Source organism: Streptomyces sp. NBC_00461 (genome assembly GCF_036013935.1).
GTDB lineage: Bacteria > Actinomycetota > Actinomycetes > Streptomycetales > Streptomycetaceae > Streptomyces.
Genome location: NZ_CP107902.1, coordinates 606,177 through 621,311 on the forward strand (window position 1 = coordinate 606,177; position 15,135 = coordinate 621,311).

10 protein-coding genes are annotated in these 15,135 nt (G+C 69.1%); 6 read left to right on the plus strand and 4 right to left on the minus strand.

Features of this window, described 5'->3' with window-relative positions; all coding sequences use genetic code 11:
* Positions 1-326: 326 nt before the first annotated feature.
* Together OG870_RS02920 and OG870_RS02925 are read left to right on the plus strand one after the other, a co-directional pair.
* Positions 327-4,601, plus strand: a complete 4,275-nt coding sequence (locus tag OG870_RS02920) for a HAMP domain-containing protein (protein WP_327690586.1) — start codon at positions 327-329, stop codon at positions 4,599-4,601.
* Positions 4,602-4,675: 74 nt separating this feature from the next.
* A complete protein-coding gene (locus OG870_RS02925) occupies positions 4,676-7,141 on the plus strand; it encodes a SpoIIE family protein phosphatase (protein WP_266593762.1) in 2,466 nt (821 codons plus the stop codon).
* A gap of 35 nt (positions 7,142-7,176) precedes the next feature.
* Here the strand turns inward: OG870_RS02925 and OG870_RS02930 are convergent, their stop codons facing one another.
* From OG870_RS02930 to OG870_RS02940, 3 genes are all read right to left on the minus strand, one after another.
* Positions 7,177-8,718 carry a helix-turn-helix transcriptional regulator gene (locus OG870_RS02930; RefSeq protein WP_327690587.1) on the minus strand — a complete coding sequence of 514 codons (1,542 nt, stop codon included), beginning with the start codon at positions 8,716-8,718 and terminating at the stop codon, positions 7,177-7,179.
* The gene (locus OG870_RS02935) at positions 8,718-9,026 is read right to left on the minus strand and encodes a helix-turn-helix domain-containing protein (RefSeq protein ID WP_266593758.1); all 309 of its coding nucleotides are present in this window, start codon (positions 9,024-9,026) and stop codon (positions 8,718-8,720) included. Before OG870_RS02935 ends, OG870_RS02930 begins: the two co-directional genes overlap by 1 nt.
* 102 nt (positions 9,027-9,128) lie before the next feature.
* Positions 9,129-11,099: a potassium transporter Kup gene (locus OG870_RS02940; protein WP_327690588.1), complete on the minus strand. Its 1,971-nt coding sequence runs from the start codon at positions 11,097-11,099 to the stop codon at positions 9,129-9,131.
* Positions 11,100-11,283: 184 nt separating this feature from the next.
* Between OG870_RS02940 and OG870_RS02945 the strand changes: the two genes are divergently transcribed.
* Together OG870_RS02945 and OG870_RS02950 are read left to right on the plus strand one after the other, a co-directional pair.
* A complete protein-coding gene (locus OG870_RS02945; RefSeq protein WP_327690589.1) occupies positions 11,284-12,282 on the plus strand; it encodes a TIGR01777 family oxidoreductase in 999 nt (332 codons plus the stop codon).
* A 191-nt stretch (positions 12,283-12,473) separates the two neighbouring features.
* Positions 12,474-13,262, plus strand: a complete 789-nt coding sequence (locus OG870_RS02950; protein ID WP_266593752.1) for an SAM-dependent methyltransferase — start codon at positions 12,474-12,476, stop codon at positions 13,260-13,262.
* A 64-nt stretch (positions 13,263-13,326) separates the two neighbouring features.
* Here OG870_RS02950 and OG870_RS02955 read toward each other — a convergent pair whose 3' ends face one another.
* The gene (locus OG870_RS02955; RefSeq protein WP_266524554.1) at positions 13,327-13,458 is read right to left on the minus strand and encodes a hypothetical protein; all 132 of its coding nucleotides are present in this window, start codon (positions 13,456-13,458) and stop codon (positions 13,327-13,329) included.
* 316 nt (positions 13,459-13,774) lie between these two features.
* On the opposite strand from OG870_RS02955, the gene OG870_RS02960 reads away from it, so the two are divergent.
* Both OG870_RS02960 and OG870_RS02965 read left to right on the plus strand, forming a co-directional pair.
* Positions 13,775-14,554 (plus strand): polysaccharide lyase family 7 protein, encoded by a 780-nt coding sequence (locus OG870_RS02960; protein ID WP_266593750.1) that lies wholly within the window; start codon positions 13,775-13,777, stop codon positions 14,552-14,554.
* A gap of 75 nt (positions 14,555-14,629) precedes the next feature.
* The gene (locus tag OG870_RS02965) at positions 14,630-15,097 is read left to right on the plus strand and encodes a MarR family winged helix-turn-helix transcriptional regulator (protein WP_266593748.1); all 468 of its coding nucleotides are present in this window, start codon (positions 14,630-14,632) and stop codon (positions 15,095-15,097) included.
* The last annotated feature ends 38 nt before the right edge of the window (positions 15,098-15,135 follow it).

A 15,135-nucleotide genomic window follows, 5' to 3' on the forward strand; every position in this document is an offset into this window, starting at 1 on the left:
ACCGGCGTGCCCGCCGCCGGTCCCGATCCCCTTACGGCCTGCCCATCGCGGCCCGCCCAGCGGGCTCGCCGTCGGCCTGTGCGAAAACCCTTTGGGTACCCCGGTTCAGCACCGTCATTCCGCCTTCGCAGGGCCTTTTTCGGCGAGCTGTGATGCTCACGCCAGACTTTTGTTGCCGCGCGGCAACTGAGCTAATCTTCCACCGATTTCTCATCGGGCAGATCCGTGAACAGCGGAAATGCCGCTATTGAGCGGGGCCTTCCCGGCCCCGTCGCGGTTCCGGGTCCTCGGGGTGGGGACTCTTGGGGAGCGGAACGAGGGTGCGCATGACCACCAAGTCGATGGACGCCCGGGAGCAGGCTCCGGGCGAGCAGGAGCTGCGGCAGCTGCTGACCGGTCTGACCGCCGTACGGGACGGCGATTTCGGCACTCGGCTGCCCTCCGACGGCCAGGGTCTGCTGGGTGACATCGCCACCGTCTTCAACGGCATGGTCGACCAGTTGTCCGTGTTCACGTCGGAAGTGACCCGGGTGGCCCGCGAAGTGGGCACCGAGGGAACGCTGGGCGGTCAGGCAGAGGTGCCGGGAGTCTCCGGTACGTGGGCGGATCTGACCGATTCGGTCAACGCCATGGCGGGCAATCTCACCACGCAGGTCCGCGACATCGCCCAGGTCGCGACAGCGGTCGCCAGGGGTGACCTGTCCCAGAAGATCGACGTGCCCGCACGCGGGGAGATCCTGCAGCTCAAGGAGACCGTCAACACGATGGTCGACCAGCTCTCCGCGTTCGCCGACGAGGTCACCCGCGTCGCCCGCGAAGTCGGCAGCGAGGGGCGGCTGGGCGGCCAGGCGCAGGTGCCCGGTGTCGGCGGTGTCTGGCGCGACCTGACCGATTCGGTCAACTTCATGGCGGGCAATCTCACCTCCCAGGTCCGCAACATCGCCCAGGTGACGACGGCGGTGGCACAGGGAGACCTCTCCCAGAAGATCACCGTCGATGCCCGCGGCGAGATCCTGGAACTCAAGAACACCATCAACACGATGGTCGACCAACTCTCCGCGTTCGCCGACGAAGTCACCCGCGTCGCCCGCGAAGTCGGCACCGAAGGACGCCTGGGCGGGCAGGCGGACGTGAAGGGGGTCAAGGGCACCTGGCGCGACCTCACGGACTCCGTGAACTTCATGGGCGGCAACCTCACCTCGCAGGTCCGCAACGTCGCCCAGGTCGCCACGGCGGTGGCACAGGGAGACCTCTCCCAGAAGATCACCGTCGATGCCCGCGGCGAGATCCTGGAACTCAAGAACACCATCAACACAATGGTCGACCAACTCTCCGCGTTCGCCGACGAGGTCACCCGCGTCGCCCGCGAAGTCGGCACGGAGGGCAATCTCGGCGGCCAGGCGATCGTCCGGGGCGTGTCCGGGACCTGGAAGGACCTGACGGACAACGTCAACGTGATGGCGTCGAACCTGACCGGGCAGGTCCGCTCGATCGCCCAGGTCGCCACGGCGGTGGCGCGCGGCGACCTCTCCCAGAAGATCACGGTCGAGGCCAAGGGCGAGGTCGCCGCCCTGACGGACGTCATCAACACCATGGTCGACACGCTCTCCGCGTTCGCCGACGAGGTCACCCGCGTCGCCCGCGAGGTCGGCACCGAAGGCCGCCTCGGCGGCCAGGCGCACGTGCCGAACGTGGCCGGCACATGGAAGGACCTGACGGACAATGTCAACTCCATGGCCAACAACCTCACCGGGCAGGTACGCAACATCGCCCTGGTGACGACCGCGGTGGCGGGCGGCGATCTGTCGAAGAAGATCGATGTCGACGCCCGGGGCGAGATCCTGGAACTCAAGACCACCATCAACACGATGGTCGACCAGTTGTCGTCGTTCGCCGCCGAGGTCACCCGCGTGGCCCGCGAGGTCGGCAGCGAGGGGCGCCTCGGCGGCCAGGCCGAGGTGGAGGGCGTCGAGGGCACCTGGAAGCGACTGACGGAGAACGTCAACGAACTGGCCGGCAACCTCACCCGCCAGGTCCGCGCGATCGCCGAGGTCACCAGCGCCGTCGCCGAGGGCGATCTGACCCGCTCGATCACCGTGGAGGCCTCCGGCGAGGTCGCCGACCTCAAGGACAACATCAACTCCATGGTGGGGTCGCTGCGCGAGACGACACGGGCCAACCAGGAGCAGGACTGGCTCAAGACCAACCTCGCCCGGATCTCCAGCCTGATGCAGGGTCACCGCGACCTGCCCGTGGTCGCCGAACTGGTCATGGACGAGCTCACCCCTCTGATCTCGGCGCAGTACGGCGCCTTCTACCTGGCGGAGGACACCGAGCGCGGTCCCGGACTGCGACTGGTGGGCTCGTACGGCTGCCCCGACGACGCCGACCGGCCCACCCGCATCCCCTTCGGCCGCTCACTGGTCGGCCAGGCCGCGCGCAACCGCCGTCCCATCTCCGTGGAGGAACTTCCTGCGGGCTACGTGGCCATCTCCTCGGGTCTCGGGCAGGCGGTGCCCAGTGCCCTGGTGGTGCTGCCCATCGTGGTCGAGGAGCAGGTCCTCGGCGTCATCGAGCTGGCCTCGCTCAGCCCCTTCACGCAGATCCACCAGGACTTCCTGACACAGGTGATGCCGGCCATCGGCGTCAACCTCAACACCATCGTGGCCAACGTCCGCACCGACGAACTGTTGGACGAGTCCCAGCGCCTGACCGCCGAACTGCAGGCCAGGTCGGAGGAGTTGCAGGTCCAGCAGGACGAACTGCAGCGCTCCAACGCCGAACTCGAAGAGAAGGCCTCCCTGCTGGCCTCGCAGAACCGCGACATCGAGGCCAAGAACCTGCAGATCGAGCACGCTCGGCAGGAACTCGAAACCCGTGCACAGCAGTTGGCGCTGGCCTCCAAGTACAAGTCGGAGTTCCTGGCCAACATGAGCCACGAACTGCGCACTCCGCTCAACAGCCTTCTGATCCTGGCCCAGTTGCTGGCACAGAACCCCTCGCGCAACCTCACCCCGAAGCAGGTCGAGTACGCGGGCATCATCCATTCGGCGGGCTCGGACCTGCTGCAGCTGATCAACGACATCCTGGACCTGTCCAAGGTCGAGGCCGGAAAGATGGACGTCGCTCCCGAGCGGGTCCCGCTGCGCAAGCTCCTGGAGTACGTCGAGGCGACGTTCCGGCCGATGACGACGCAGAAGAGCCTCGACTTCACGGTGGACACGGCCCCGGGCACGCCCGCGGACCTGCTCACCGACGACTCCCGGCTGCGTCAGATCCTGCGCAACCTGCTGTCCAACGCGGTGAAGTTCACCGAGCAGGGTCGCGTGGAGCTGCGCATCGAACCGGCCGCCGACCGGGAGGTGCCCCCGGGGGTTCACCGCGGTGGCCCGATCGTGGCCTTCCGGGTCAAGGACTCCGGCATCGGCATTCCCCAGCAGCAACTGGAGACGATTTTCGGGGCGTTCCAGCAGGCCGACGGCACGACCAGCCGCAAGTACGGCGGCACCGGCCTCGGGCTGTCCATCACGCGGGAGATCGCCCATCTGCTCGGCGGCGCCGTCACGGTCGACAGCACACCGGGCCAGGGCAGCACGTTCACGCTCCATCTGCCCGTCGCACGCGCCGACTTCGAGGAGCTGCTGGACCACGGCGGCCGGCCGCCGGCCCAGGCCCACGCCACCGGCGAATCCGAGGTGGCGCCGGCGCTTCCTGCCGTCTCCGACCTCATGGCAGCCCCCGAACAGCGCAGACGCCGCCTGCTGGTCATCGAGGAGCGGCCTCGCGGTCTGCTCACCCTGGTCGCCGAACGGGCCGTAGCCGACATCGCGCACGACCCCGACGATCCGCGCGGGGCGATCGACATCATCACGGCCGTCGGGGCTCAGGAGGCGGCGAGCACACTGGCCGCCGAACCGTGCCACTGCGTCGTCCTCGAACTCGGCGGGCCCGACGACGAGGGCGCGGGCTTCCTCGCCGCCATGCACGGCGACTCCGCGCTCGCCAGCGTGCCCGTACTCGTCCACACCGGTCATCGCGTGGACCTGGCCCAGGAACAGACGCTGCGCGCCCGGGCGGGCGACCGGCCGCTGGACTTCCTGTCCAGCCTGGACGAACTGCGTGAGCGCATCACCCTGCACCTGTCCGCCGAACTGCCGGGCGACGTACTGTCGCTGGTGCGCGCCGAGGAGCCTCAGCACCCTGCCGCACAGGTCCTGGACGACTCGTTCCTCGGCCGCAGCGTCCTGGTGGTCGACGACGACGCACGCAACCTGTTCGCTCTCAGCGGGGTGCTGGAACTCCATGGTTTCCAGGTCCTGCACGCGGACAACGGCCGCAAGGGCATCGAGATGCTCCTTGCGCACCCCGAGGTCTGCCTGGTGCTGATGGACGTGATGATGCCGGAGATGGACGGCTACGCCGCCACCGCGGAGATCCGCACGATGCCGCAGTACGCGGATCTGCCCATCATCGCCGTCACCGCCAAGGCCATGCCGGGCGACCAGGAGAAGAGCCTCGCGTCGGGTGCCAACGACTACGTCACCAAGCCCGTAGACACCAATGACCTCATCGCCCGCGTCCGACGCTGGCTGCCCGCGTGACCAGGCGTCACAGCAGTGCGCACCAGCCGACCGTGTGACGTCCCCGGACGTCCCAGCCGAGGAACAGGCCAGCCGTGAGTGATCTGCGTCAACCGCCCGAGCCGCACCGTGCCCAGAAGCCCGAGGGCGACCAGCCCACGCCGCGGGACTGCGCGGGCCCGCCCGAGTCCGGCAGCGGCGGCGACGCCGGCCCCGGACGGACGTCCCCGGTCGGCAGGCTCGCAGCGACCGTGGAGCGCCTGCGCCAGGAGGTGCGGGCGGCCCAGGCCGAGGCGGACGGGCGTGCACTGATCGAACTGGCCAAGGGCATCCTGGTCGAACGGCTGGGCTGCGGACCGACTCAGGCCGCGCGGCAGCTCGCCGAGCTCACCGAGCAGGCGGGGATGACGGCGCTCGAATTCGCGGTCGAGGTCATCAACCAGGCCTCGCGCGACCAACTGTCCGAGGTGGCCACTGCCTTCCTCGCCGCCACCGCGGCCAGGACCGAGGCCGCCGCCTCACTGGGAGGCCCATCCTCCGCCGTACGGCTGCGGGCGGCCGAGAGCGGTGCACTGGCCGCCCACGACACCCAGGCCGTCGCCGATGCCCTGCTGGAACACGCCCTGACCCCGCTGGGTGCGGAGGCGGTGGCCATCTGGTCTCTGGGCACCGACGGCTCCCTCACCCTGGCGGGCAGCGCGGGGTTCTCTCCCGCCGAGGCCGGACGATGGCGGCACGTGCCCCCGGGCGTGACAACGGTCGCGCGGCGCGGGCTCGCCGATCGCGCGGGCCGGTGGATTCGCAGCCTGTCCGAGACCGGACTGCCCTCGATCGGCCAGCACCACCATCCCGACGGCGGCCGGGTCGCCGTACCGGCCGGTGCCGTCGGAAGGATCCACGGGGTGCTGGAGATCTCGTGGGCCACCCCGCTGGACACTCCCGCCCCGCAGATCGTCCGCCAGATCGAGGCCCTGGCCGAGCTGTGCGCACACACCCTGGAGACCTACGTCCCCCAACACCCCGACGGAGAGGCGAGTTTCGGAGTTCCGCAGGACGTGGCCGAACTGATGGACCTGTCCGACGGGCTCCACGACCCGGCCCTGGTGCTCGTGCCGCACCTGGACGCCGACGCCAACCTCGTCGACTTCCGCATCCGTCACGTCAACAGCCGCTTCCTGGACCCCGCCGGCCGGCCGCGCGGCGTCATCAACGGCGCCCTGCTGCTGGAGACGTACCCCATGGCCGCCGGCCAGAGCGAGCTCTTCGGACACGTGGAGCGCGTCTACGCCACCGGCGAGCCCTACCGCACCCGCCGGATGAGACTCACCGCCCTGGAGGACGTGCCCATGGCGGCGGTCGCCGACATCAGCATCAGCCGGCACGGCGGCAGCGTCCTGCTGATCTGGCGCATCGAGGACGAGACGGCCCGCCTGGCGAGCCTGCTCCAGCATGCCCAACGCCTGGGCCGTATCGGCGGTTTCGAGGAGAACCTCCTCACCGGCGAGATCTCCTGGAACGCTCAGCTCTACCACCTCTACGGCAGGCCCGTCTCCAGCGTCCCCGTGCCGCTGGAGGACCTGGCCGCCCACGCCCATCCCGACGACGCCGTCACCATCGGCCGGTTCCTGCGGACGCTGCTGCACCATCGCCGGCCGGCGTCCACCTCGTTCCGCCTCCAGCGTCCCGACGGGGTGACACGCCACATCCGCGTCGTGGCCGAGCCGGTGCTCGACTCCGACGGCCAGCTGTTCGTCGTACGCGGGGCGTATCAGGACATCTCGGCCCACCACTGGACCGAGGTCGCGCTCGCCGCCACCCGCGATCAGCTCGCCCACAGCGAGCAGCAGGCCAGTGAACGCAACCGGCTCACCCTCCAGTTGCAGCACGCGATCATGCCTCCCGCGCAGGCGCCGCTGGAGGCTCCCGGACTGCGTGTGGCCGTACGCTACCGCCCCGCGGAGACCCAGCATCTGGTCGGCGGCGACTGGTACGACGCGGTCGTCCTGCCGTCCAGGCTGGTCCTGCTGTGCGTGGGTGACGTCGCCGGGCACGGCATCGAGGCGGCCACCAGCATGGTCGTTCTGCGCAACGCGCTGCGGGGGCTCGCCGTGACGGGCGCCGGGCCGGGACAGTTGCTGTCCTGGCTCAACATGGTGGCCCACCATCTGACGGGCTCCGTCACCGCCACGGCGGTCTGCGGCCTGTACGACCCCGACCTCCGCACCCTGCGATGGGCCCGGGCCGGCCATCTGCCGCCCGTTCTGGTGCGTGGCACCGAGGCGGCGCCACTGCCCCTGATCAAGGGACTCCTGCTGGGTGCCGTACCCGAGGCGACCTATGAGGAGCACGAGGTCCAGCTGGCCGTCGACGACACGTTACTCATGTACACCGACGGTCTGATCGAACGTCGTGACCGGTCGGTCGAGGAGTCCCTCGCCCAGCTGCTGACGGCCGCACGCATGCTTTCTCCCACCCTGGACCAGCAGTTGGACCGCATGCTCACACACAGCAGGTCGGACACGGACGACGACACCTGCATCGTGGGCATCCGCGTGGCCTGAGACGCGCCCCGGGGTCGTGGCGGGCCCGGGACGCCCTATTCGGCAGTGGTGGATGCGCCGACGGTGTAGGTGTCCTTGACCTTCACCTCGGTGACGGCGCGCCCTTCAGGGAACACCGCGCGCCAGTCGCCGATGACGTGCAGTTCGTCGGTGCCCATGGCACGGACGACCACCAGGCCCTCGTCGTAGGCCCGGTGCGCCTTCCACCAGAGGTTCACGAAGGCCTGGGAACGGATCAGGTGCATCCAGTCGGTGCGATACAGCTCCCGGTTGTAGTTCGACTCCCCCATCGTGGAGACGAACTTCGAATACATCGCCTTGACGTACTCCAGCGTCACCTCGTCGTCCTCGGCGATCGCCCGGTCCCGGGCGTCCTTGAGCGCCACGCGGAACTTCTCCAGCAGCCCCTCCGTGGCTCCCGACGTCCACGACTCGTGGATCTCCGGCGGTTCGCACAGCCCGTACTTCGGACCCGACAGACGCAGCAGGAGGCGCAGGGTCGGCTCGGTCACCCACAGCGGTCCCGGTTCGTCCCGGCTGCCGATCGGGTTCGGCAGGCAGGTGTCGTGGTCCCAGACAGGCGGGGTGATCAGATGGATGCCTGCGCGGCGGCGGTCGTGGTGGTCGCCGGTGGAGTGCTCCAGCTGACCGAGCGGCAGGTGCGTCTTGAGAGCGGACAGGTAAGCGCCGTTGATGTCGAGCGCGGTCACCTCGTGCTCTCCGTGCGGGAGTTCGGGGCGCGACCACTTGGGGCGGGCCTCCCAGACCTGGTCGGGGCCGCGGGCCGTCTGCTTGCGCAGGACGTCGGGGAGCCATGGGTGGGCGACGACGTCGTAACGGCCGCCCTTGCGGCTCTCGTCGAGCAGCGCCATCGCGTCCGGGATCGCCCTCTTCACCAGTGCCGTGGTCGCTGCCGCGACGTCGCCGGAGTGCTCGGCGAGGGCGGCTGTGACGGCTCGGGCGATCAGGTCCGGGGTGTCGGCGGTCTGCATACGACGGCCGACGGGCACCACCTTCACTCCGCGGGTCGGCTGTTGCGGCCTGCCCGCGGGGGCCGTCCGGGTGGCGGCCTGGTGCGGTGCGGGTTTCTCCGGCTGCGGGGGCTCGGCCGTGCCGCACTCCGCGGGGTCCAGGTGCTGCGGGAATCCCGTGACCTGGTGGCGGGCGGGCTGACCGCACAGCACACACGGCCGGGGTGCGGCGAGCACCTCGACGTCGTCGTCCTGGTCGGCGTCCCCAGGAGCGTCGCTCTCAGGTTCCTCCGCCGACGCGACGTCCTCGGTTTCGGTCGCGGTTTCGCTTTCGGTTTCGGCCTCGGCCTCGGCCTCGGCCTCGGCGGCCAGTTTGGTCCGTGCTCCTTCGAGGAAGTACGCGTACTTCTCACGTACTTCCCCGCTCGGGTCACGTCCGGACTCCCAGCCGCCGACCGTGGACGGACTGACGCCCAGTGCCTGCGCGAGCTGGGTGCGCGAGAGGTTCAGCTCCTCGCGCAGGGCGCGCCGCTCCTCCGCGGGCGGTAGCGGGACCTCCTTCTTCGCCCCCGCGAGCAGCGCGTCGATCGCGTTGAAGTCCGTCATCACACTCCCCCGTCGACGGCCGCAGGGCGTACGGCGGTGGTCTGACGGCCCAAGACGCGGCGCCGCTCGACGGGCAGCGCCTCAGTGGCCCGGGTGGGTCCCGCGAGGAGCTCAAGGACGTCGATGCCGTAGTGCACGGCGACCGCCTCGCAGTCGGTCAGACTCCAGGCCGCGGTGCCGGACTGACGGCGGCTCACCTGAGCCTGGCTCACGCCCAGGGCGATGGCGAGCTCGGTCTGCGACTCACCGGCCGCATGCAGGAGCGCCGCCACCGCGGACCGCACACGTTCTTCCAGGCTCATGCCCATGACGCAGAATCTACCACGTACATCACATGTTCTATGCGCATATCGCATCGATGGCGTCGCACCGCAGACCGATCACAGCTCTCCGGTCGGTTGCCGGTGCGTCTACAGCTCGATGTGCGAGCCCATGATGACGGTGCGTTCGCGGGGCAGGCCGAAGTGCTCGGCGGCGTCGGCCGTGATGTAGGAGGTGGCGATGAACAGGCGTTTGCGCCAAGGGGCCATGGTCGGGGCGCTGCCGCGCAGGAGCTCGATCTTCGACAGGAAGTAGGACGCGTGGTCGAGCTGCAACTGTCCTTCGGTCTGGCCGGGGTTGAGCATCGCCAGCGTGCCGGGCACATCCGGCGTCTCCATGTAGCCGATCCGAGCGGTGACGTGGACGATCCCGTCGTCGGCGTAGCCGAGATCGTCGATGACGATCCGTCGGTCGGCCGGGACGCGGGGCACGGGCTCGGTCTCGATGGAAAGGATCACGACCTGCTCGTGCCGCACATGATTGTGTTCCACGTTGGCCCGCATGGCCAAGGGAGCCGTCTCGTTCCCCCGGTTGAGGAAGACGGCCGTGCCGGGGACCTGGACCGCCGACAGCTCTCCGCTGCGGAGGTCATCGACGAAAGCACGCAGGGGACCTTCGTGGCGAGCGCGTTCCGCGGTGACGGCCTCGCGTCCGCGTTGCCAGGTCGTCATGACGGTGAACACGGTGAGGCCGATCAGCAGGGGCAGCCATGCGCCGTGGACGAGCTTGGTCAGGTTGGCCGCCACGAACAGCAGGTCCACGGAGAGCAGCACGATCGCGCCGATGGCGATCAGCCACCTGGGCGTGCCCCATTTCGCGCGGGCGACGTAGAAGAACAGCAGGGTGGTGATGGTGATGGTGCCGGTGACGGCCATGCCGAACGCGAAGGCCAGCGCCGTGGAGCTGCGGAAGGCGAACACCAGGGTGAGCACCGAGACCATCAACAGCCAGTTGATCCAGGGGACGTAGATCTGACCGATGGTGGACTCGGAGGTGTGCGCGATGCGGAGCCTCGGCAGATAGCCCAGCTGGGCGGCCTGGGAGGTGACCGAGTACGCGCCGGTGATCACCGCCTGGGAGGCGATCACCGTGGCCGCCGTGGCCAGCAGGACCAACGGCCACCGTCCCCAGTCGGGCACGAGCAGGAAGAACGGGCTGCTGATGTTGTCCGCATCGTCGAGGATCAGCGCGCCCTGGCCGAGGTAGCTGAGGATGCAGGCGGGGAAGACGAGGAACAGCCAGGCGCGGGTGATCGCCGGGCGACCGAAGTGGCCCATGTCGGCGTAGAGGGCCTCGGCGCCGGTGACCGCGAGCACCACGGCGGCCAGGGCGAAGAAGGCGATACCGAAGTGGCCGAACAGGAAGCTCAGCGCGTACGTCGGTGACAGTGCCCGCAGAATGCCCGGGTGGTCGGCGATGCCGGCGACGCCGCACGCGCCGATGGTCAGGAACCAGGCGATCATGATCGGCCCGAACACCCGGCCCACCGCCGCCGTTCCGCGGCGCTGCACCAGGAACAGGATCACGATGATCACCGCGGTGATGGGTACGACCGCGTCGCCCAGCGACGGCTCGACGACCTTGACACCCTCGACCGCGGACAGCACCGAGATCGCGGGGGTGATCATGCTGTCGCCGAAGAACAGCGACGCGCCGAAGATGCCCAGCGCGGCCAGTACGACGGCGGCCCGCCCGCCCCGCTGTGAACTCCACCGGCGCAGCAGCGTGATGAGCGCCATGATGCCGCCCTCGCCGTCGTTGTCGGCTCGCATAGCCAGCAGCACATAGGTGATCGTCACGATGATCATGACCGACCAGAAGACCAGCGACACCACGCCGTACACGTTCTGCGTACTGACCGGGACCGGGTGCGGGTCGCTCGGATTGAACACGGTCTGGAGGGTGTAGATCGGGCTGGTCCCGATGTCGCCGAAGACCACGCCGAGCGCACCGATCACGAGCGCGAGCCGCACCGCCTGGCGCGCGCTCGCCGGTCGGGCCTCCGGGAACCGCGTCGCCGGCCCCTCTCCCGACGGGGTCTCGGCCTGGCGATCGGCCATCGTGATCCTCCTCCTCGCGGACTGCGGTGGCACGGGCCCCGCCGCATCGGGGCGGACACTACCCATGCGCCGGCGCAATCGCCGGTAGGAGTGCGCCGACCCGTCTCGAACGGTGGGCCGAGTCCGCATTTGAACACGTTCAAATATCTGGTTAGGCTGAGTCCACCAGAGCTGAGGGGGCTGAATGAAGGTAGTGCTGCCCGGGGGAACCGGACAGGTGGGCGCGGTCCTCGACCGCGCGCTGACGGCGGCCGGTCACGAGGTGGTGGTGCTGACCAGGAGCCCGAAGCGGGAGCGTGAGATCGCCTGGGACGGGGAGACGATCGGCCCCTGGGCCGAGGCGATCGACGGCTGCGAAGTCGTGATCAACCTGGCGGGGCGCAGCGTCTCCTGTCGCTACACCGACGAGAACCTGCGGGACATGATGGATTCCCGGGTGAACTCGGCGCGGGTCGTCGGCGAGGCGATCGCCGCCGCCGTGCGACCCCCGCGGGTCTGGCTGCAGATGAGCACCGCGACGATCTACGCCCATCGCTTCGATGCGGCCAACGACGAGGCCACGGGGGTGATCGGCGGCTCGGAGGCAGGGGTGCCGGACTACTGGGCGTACAGCGTCGAGATCGCCAAGAACTGGGAACGGGCGCAGGCCCAGGCGCCCACGCCGGGGACCCGCAAGGTGGCACTGCGCTCGGCGATGGTCATGAGCCCGGACCGAGGCGGAGTCTTCGATGTCCTGCTGCGCCTGGCACGGCTGGGGCTGGGCGGGCCGGTCGGCGGCGGCGCGCAGTACGTCTCCTGGATCCATGACGAGGACTTCGTGCGGGCGGTGGAGTTCCTGATCGCCCGGGACGACATCGAAGGGCCGGTGAACCTCGCCTCGCCCGACCCCCTCCCGCACCGGCAGTTCATGCGGGCGCTGCGCACGGCACGAGGCGTCCCGGTGGGACTGCCGGCAACGCGCTGGATGGCGCAGCTGGGGGCGTGGGCGATGCGCTCGGACACCGAACTGTTGCTGAAGAGCCGGCGCGTGGTTCCGGGTCGGCTGTGTGCGGCCGGGTTCACCTTCGCCCATCCCGAGTGGGACAAGGCCGCCGCCGACCTCGTACGACGGGCCAGGGCACCTCACTCGACACAGACGGGCGAGCGCGGGCCCAACCGCCTGCTGTCCCGCCAACGTCCCTGACCCCTGACCCCTGACCCCCGCCCCCTGCGCTTGCGACAGCGACAGCGACAGCGACAGCGACACGGTGCAGCGCGGTGCGGGTGCAGTGCTGCGGGTCCGGCCCCAACTCCCGTATCCGACAGGCCATATGACACGCGCGTACGATGACCGCGCACTCGGCCTGCCCTGATCCCCGGCACGATGGAGTTGCCATGACGACCGGCCCACAGCCGTCCCTTCGGATCGACACCAGCAAGGCGCACACTGCCCGGGTCTACGACTGGCTGCTCGGCGGCAAGGACAACTACCCGATCGACCAAGCGGTGGGCGAGCAACTGCCGCCCGAGGCGAGGGACGCGGCCCGGCAGAACCGGCAGTTCATGCACCGGGCCGCCGCCTGGCTCGCCGCGCAGGGCATCGACCAGTTCCTGGACATCGGTGCAGGGATTCCCACCGAGCCCAATCTCCACCAGATCGTCCAGGGCGTCGTGCCGACGGCGAAGGTCGTCTACGCCGACCATGACCCGATCATGCTGCGCCACGCCGAAGCGCTGTTGGTCAGCTGCCCCGGGGGAGTCACCGACTACATCGAGGCCGACGTTCGGCAGCCTGACGAAATCGTCCAACATGCCCGGCGCATACTGGACTTCAATCGTCCCATCGCGCTGTCGCTCATCGCGCTGATGCACTTCATCACCGACGAGCAGGGGGCCCACGACATCGTCCGCGACCTCGTGAGCACCCTGCCGCAGGGCAGCTGTCTGGTGCTGTCGCACGCATCGTCCGACCTGTTTCCGGAACTCGCCGAACAGGTCACCGCCGAGTACGCGAAGGGTGGCATCGAGCTCGGTTTCCGTACCCGTCCGGGAGTTGAGCGTTTCTTCGACGGCCTGGACCTCGTCCCGCCCGGCCTGGTGACGGCCACGGAGTGGAACGCACCCGGCCGGACGACGGAGCCGGAGGCGAGTGGCATCTACGCGGGAGTGGCCCGCGTCCTCTGAGTCGACATGCCGTCAAAGCGCCGCAGGGACAAGGCACTTGACCGACCACCTCCCGCGCGCCGACTCAGCCGAGGCGCCCGAGGAGCCAGGTGACGGCCCAGCGGACGAGCGTTCCCAACGCGGCCGCCAACGCCACCTTCCCAGTCTTGCGTGCGACACGGCGAACCCTTCCGGGCTCGTGCTCAGGCTTCGTCATGGGACCCACCATTCAGTGAACAGATGGACACTGACTGATCAGACTAAGGAGCGACGCGCGAATCGCTCCGGGTGAGACACCACTCAACTCGCCAGTGTTTCTTGGCCACTTCCCACAGGTGCCGCACGCCGTGAAGCGCCCGGCCGCATCACCTTCGCCTTTGCCTTCACCTCTTGACGGAGCTGGTTCAGACCTTTAGGTTCTGCCACACCTCATCGGTTCACGGACAAGCACCACGTTCATCTACGTGAATACGCGAATGCGAGAGTTCGGGAACGTGCTCCCCTCCCCCACCGTCAAGAAAGCAGGGCACGCCATGATCCGCTCGAGATTCCTGGCCGGCGTCAGCGTCACGGCCGTCGTCGGCGTAATCGCGGTTGTGAGCACCGGGAACGCCATCGCCGCCGATACCGGCAAGGCACCCGGCGGCAACTTCGACCTGTCCGTATGGCAACTCCAGGAGCCCGTCGGCTCACCCGGTTCCCCCACGACCATCTCCTCCTCCCGCCTGCAAGGGGCGAGCGGATACCAGGACGCGTACTTCTACACCGACAAGCGCGACGGGGCCATGACCTTCTGGGCTCCGGAGAAGGGCGTCACGACGCCCAACTCCAACTACGCGCGCTCCGAGTTGCGGGAGATGAACCGCAGTGGCAGCGCCGCCAACTGGTCCCTCGGCGGCAGCCACAAGTTGAACGCCACTCTGCGGGTCGTGTCGGTGACGAAGAACGTGTGCGTCGGCCAGATCCACCTCGGCACCGGCGGCTCCTCCACCAAACCGCTGCTGGAGCTCTACTACCGCGCGAGTGGCGACATCGTCCTCGGCACCGAGAACTCCCCCTCCGGCGGCCAGACACCGCACACCGTCGGCCATGTCTCCGTGGGCAAGACATGGACGTACACCATCGCCGTCTCGGGCGGCGACACCATCGACCTGACGGTCAACGGCAGCACCACCCACTACCCCATCCCGTCGTCCTTCTTCTCCTACAAGCAGTACTTCAAGGCCGGTTCCTACAACCAGTCGTCCTCCGACAGCACCACGAACGGTGCCCGCGTCGCCTTCTACGGGCTGGCCGTCTCCCACAGCGGCTGAGCGGAGCCGGCTCAGCGGAGCATTTACTTACAGTTGATTGAGCAGTTCCAACTGATAAGCCTAGTGTTAGTACCTATGAAGGTGGATGACGGAACAGGGAACGGCGGCACCCGCGACCCGATCGACACCGCCAGGCTGGCATCCGACCTCCGGCTCGCGATGGGCCGCGTGACCCGGCGTCTACGCCAGGCTCATGCGGTGGGGGACGTGTCGCTGTCCGGTATGTCGGTGCTCGCCCGGCTCTCCAACGACGGTCCCGACACGCCGACGGCCCTCGCCGACATGGAGCGCGTGCGTCCGCAGGCGATGGCGAGCACCCTCGCCCAGCTCGAACAGCGCGGGCTCGTCCGCCGTAGCCCTGACGCCTCGGACGGGCGGCGGAGCATCGTGGCGATCACCGAGGAGGGACGCGCCATGCTGGCCGAGCGGCGTTCCGAGTCGGTGCACCGGCTCGGAACCGTCATCGACGGGTTCACGGCCGAGGAGCGTGCCGCACTCGCGGCGGCGCTTCCTCTCCTCGACCGGCTGGCGGAGCAGCTGTGAGCGGGCCGTTCGGGTTCGGTGCGCTGCGCTCGGCGCGC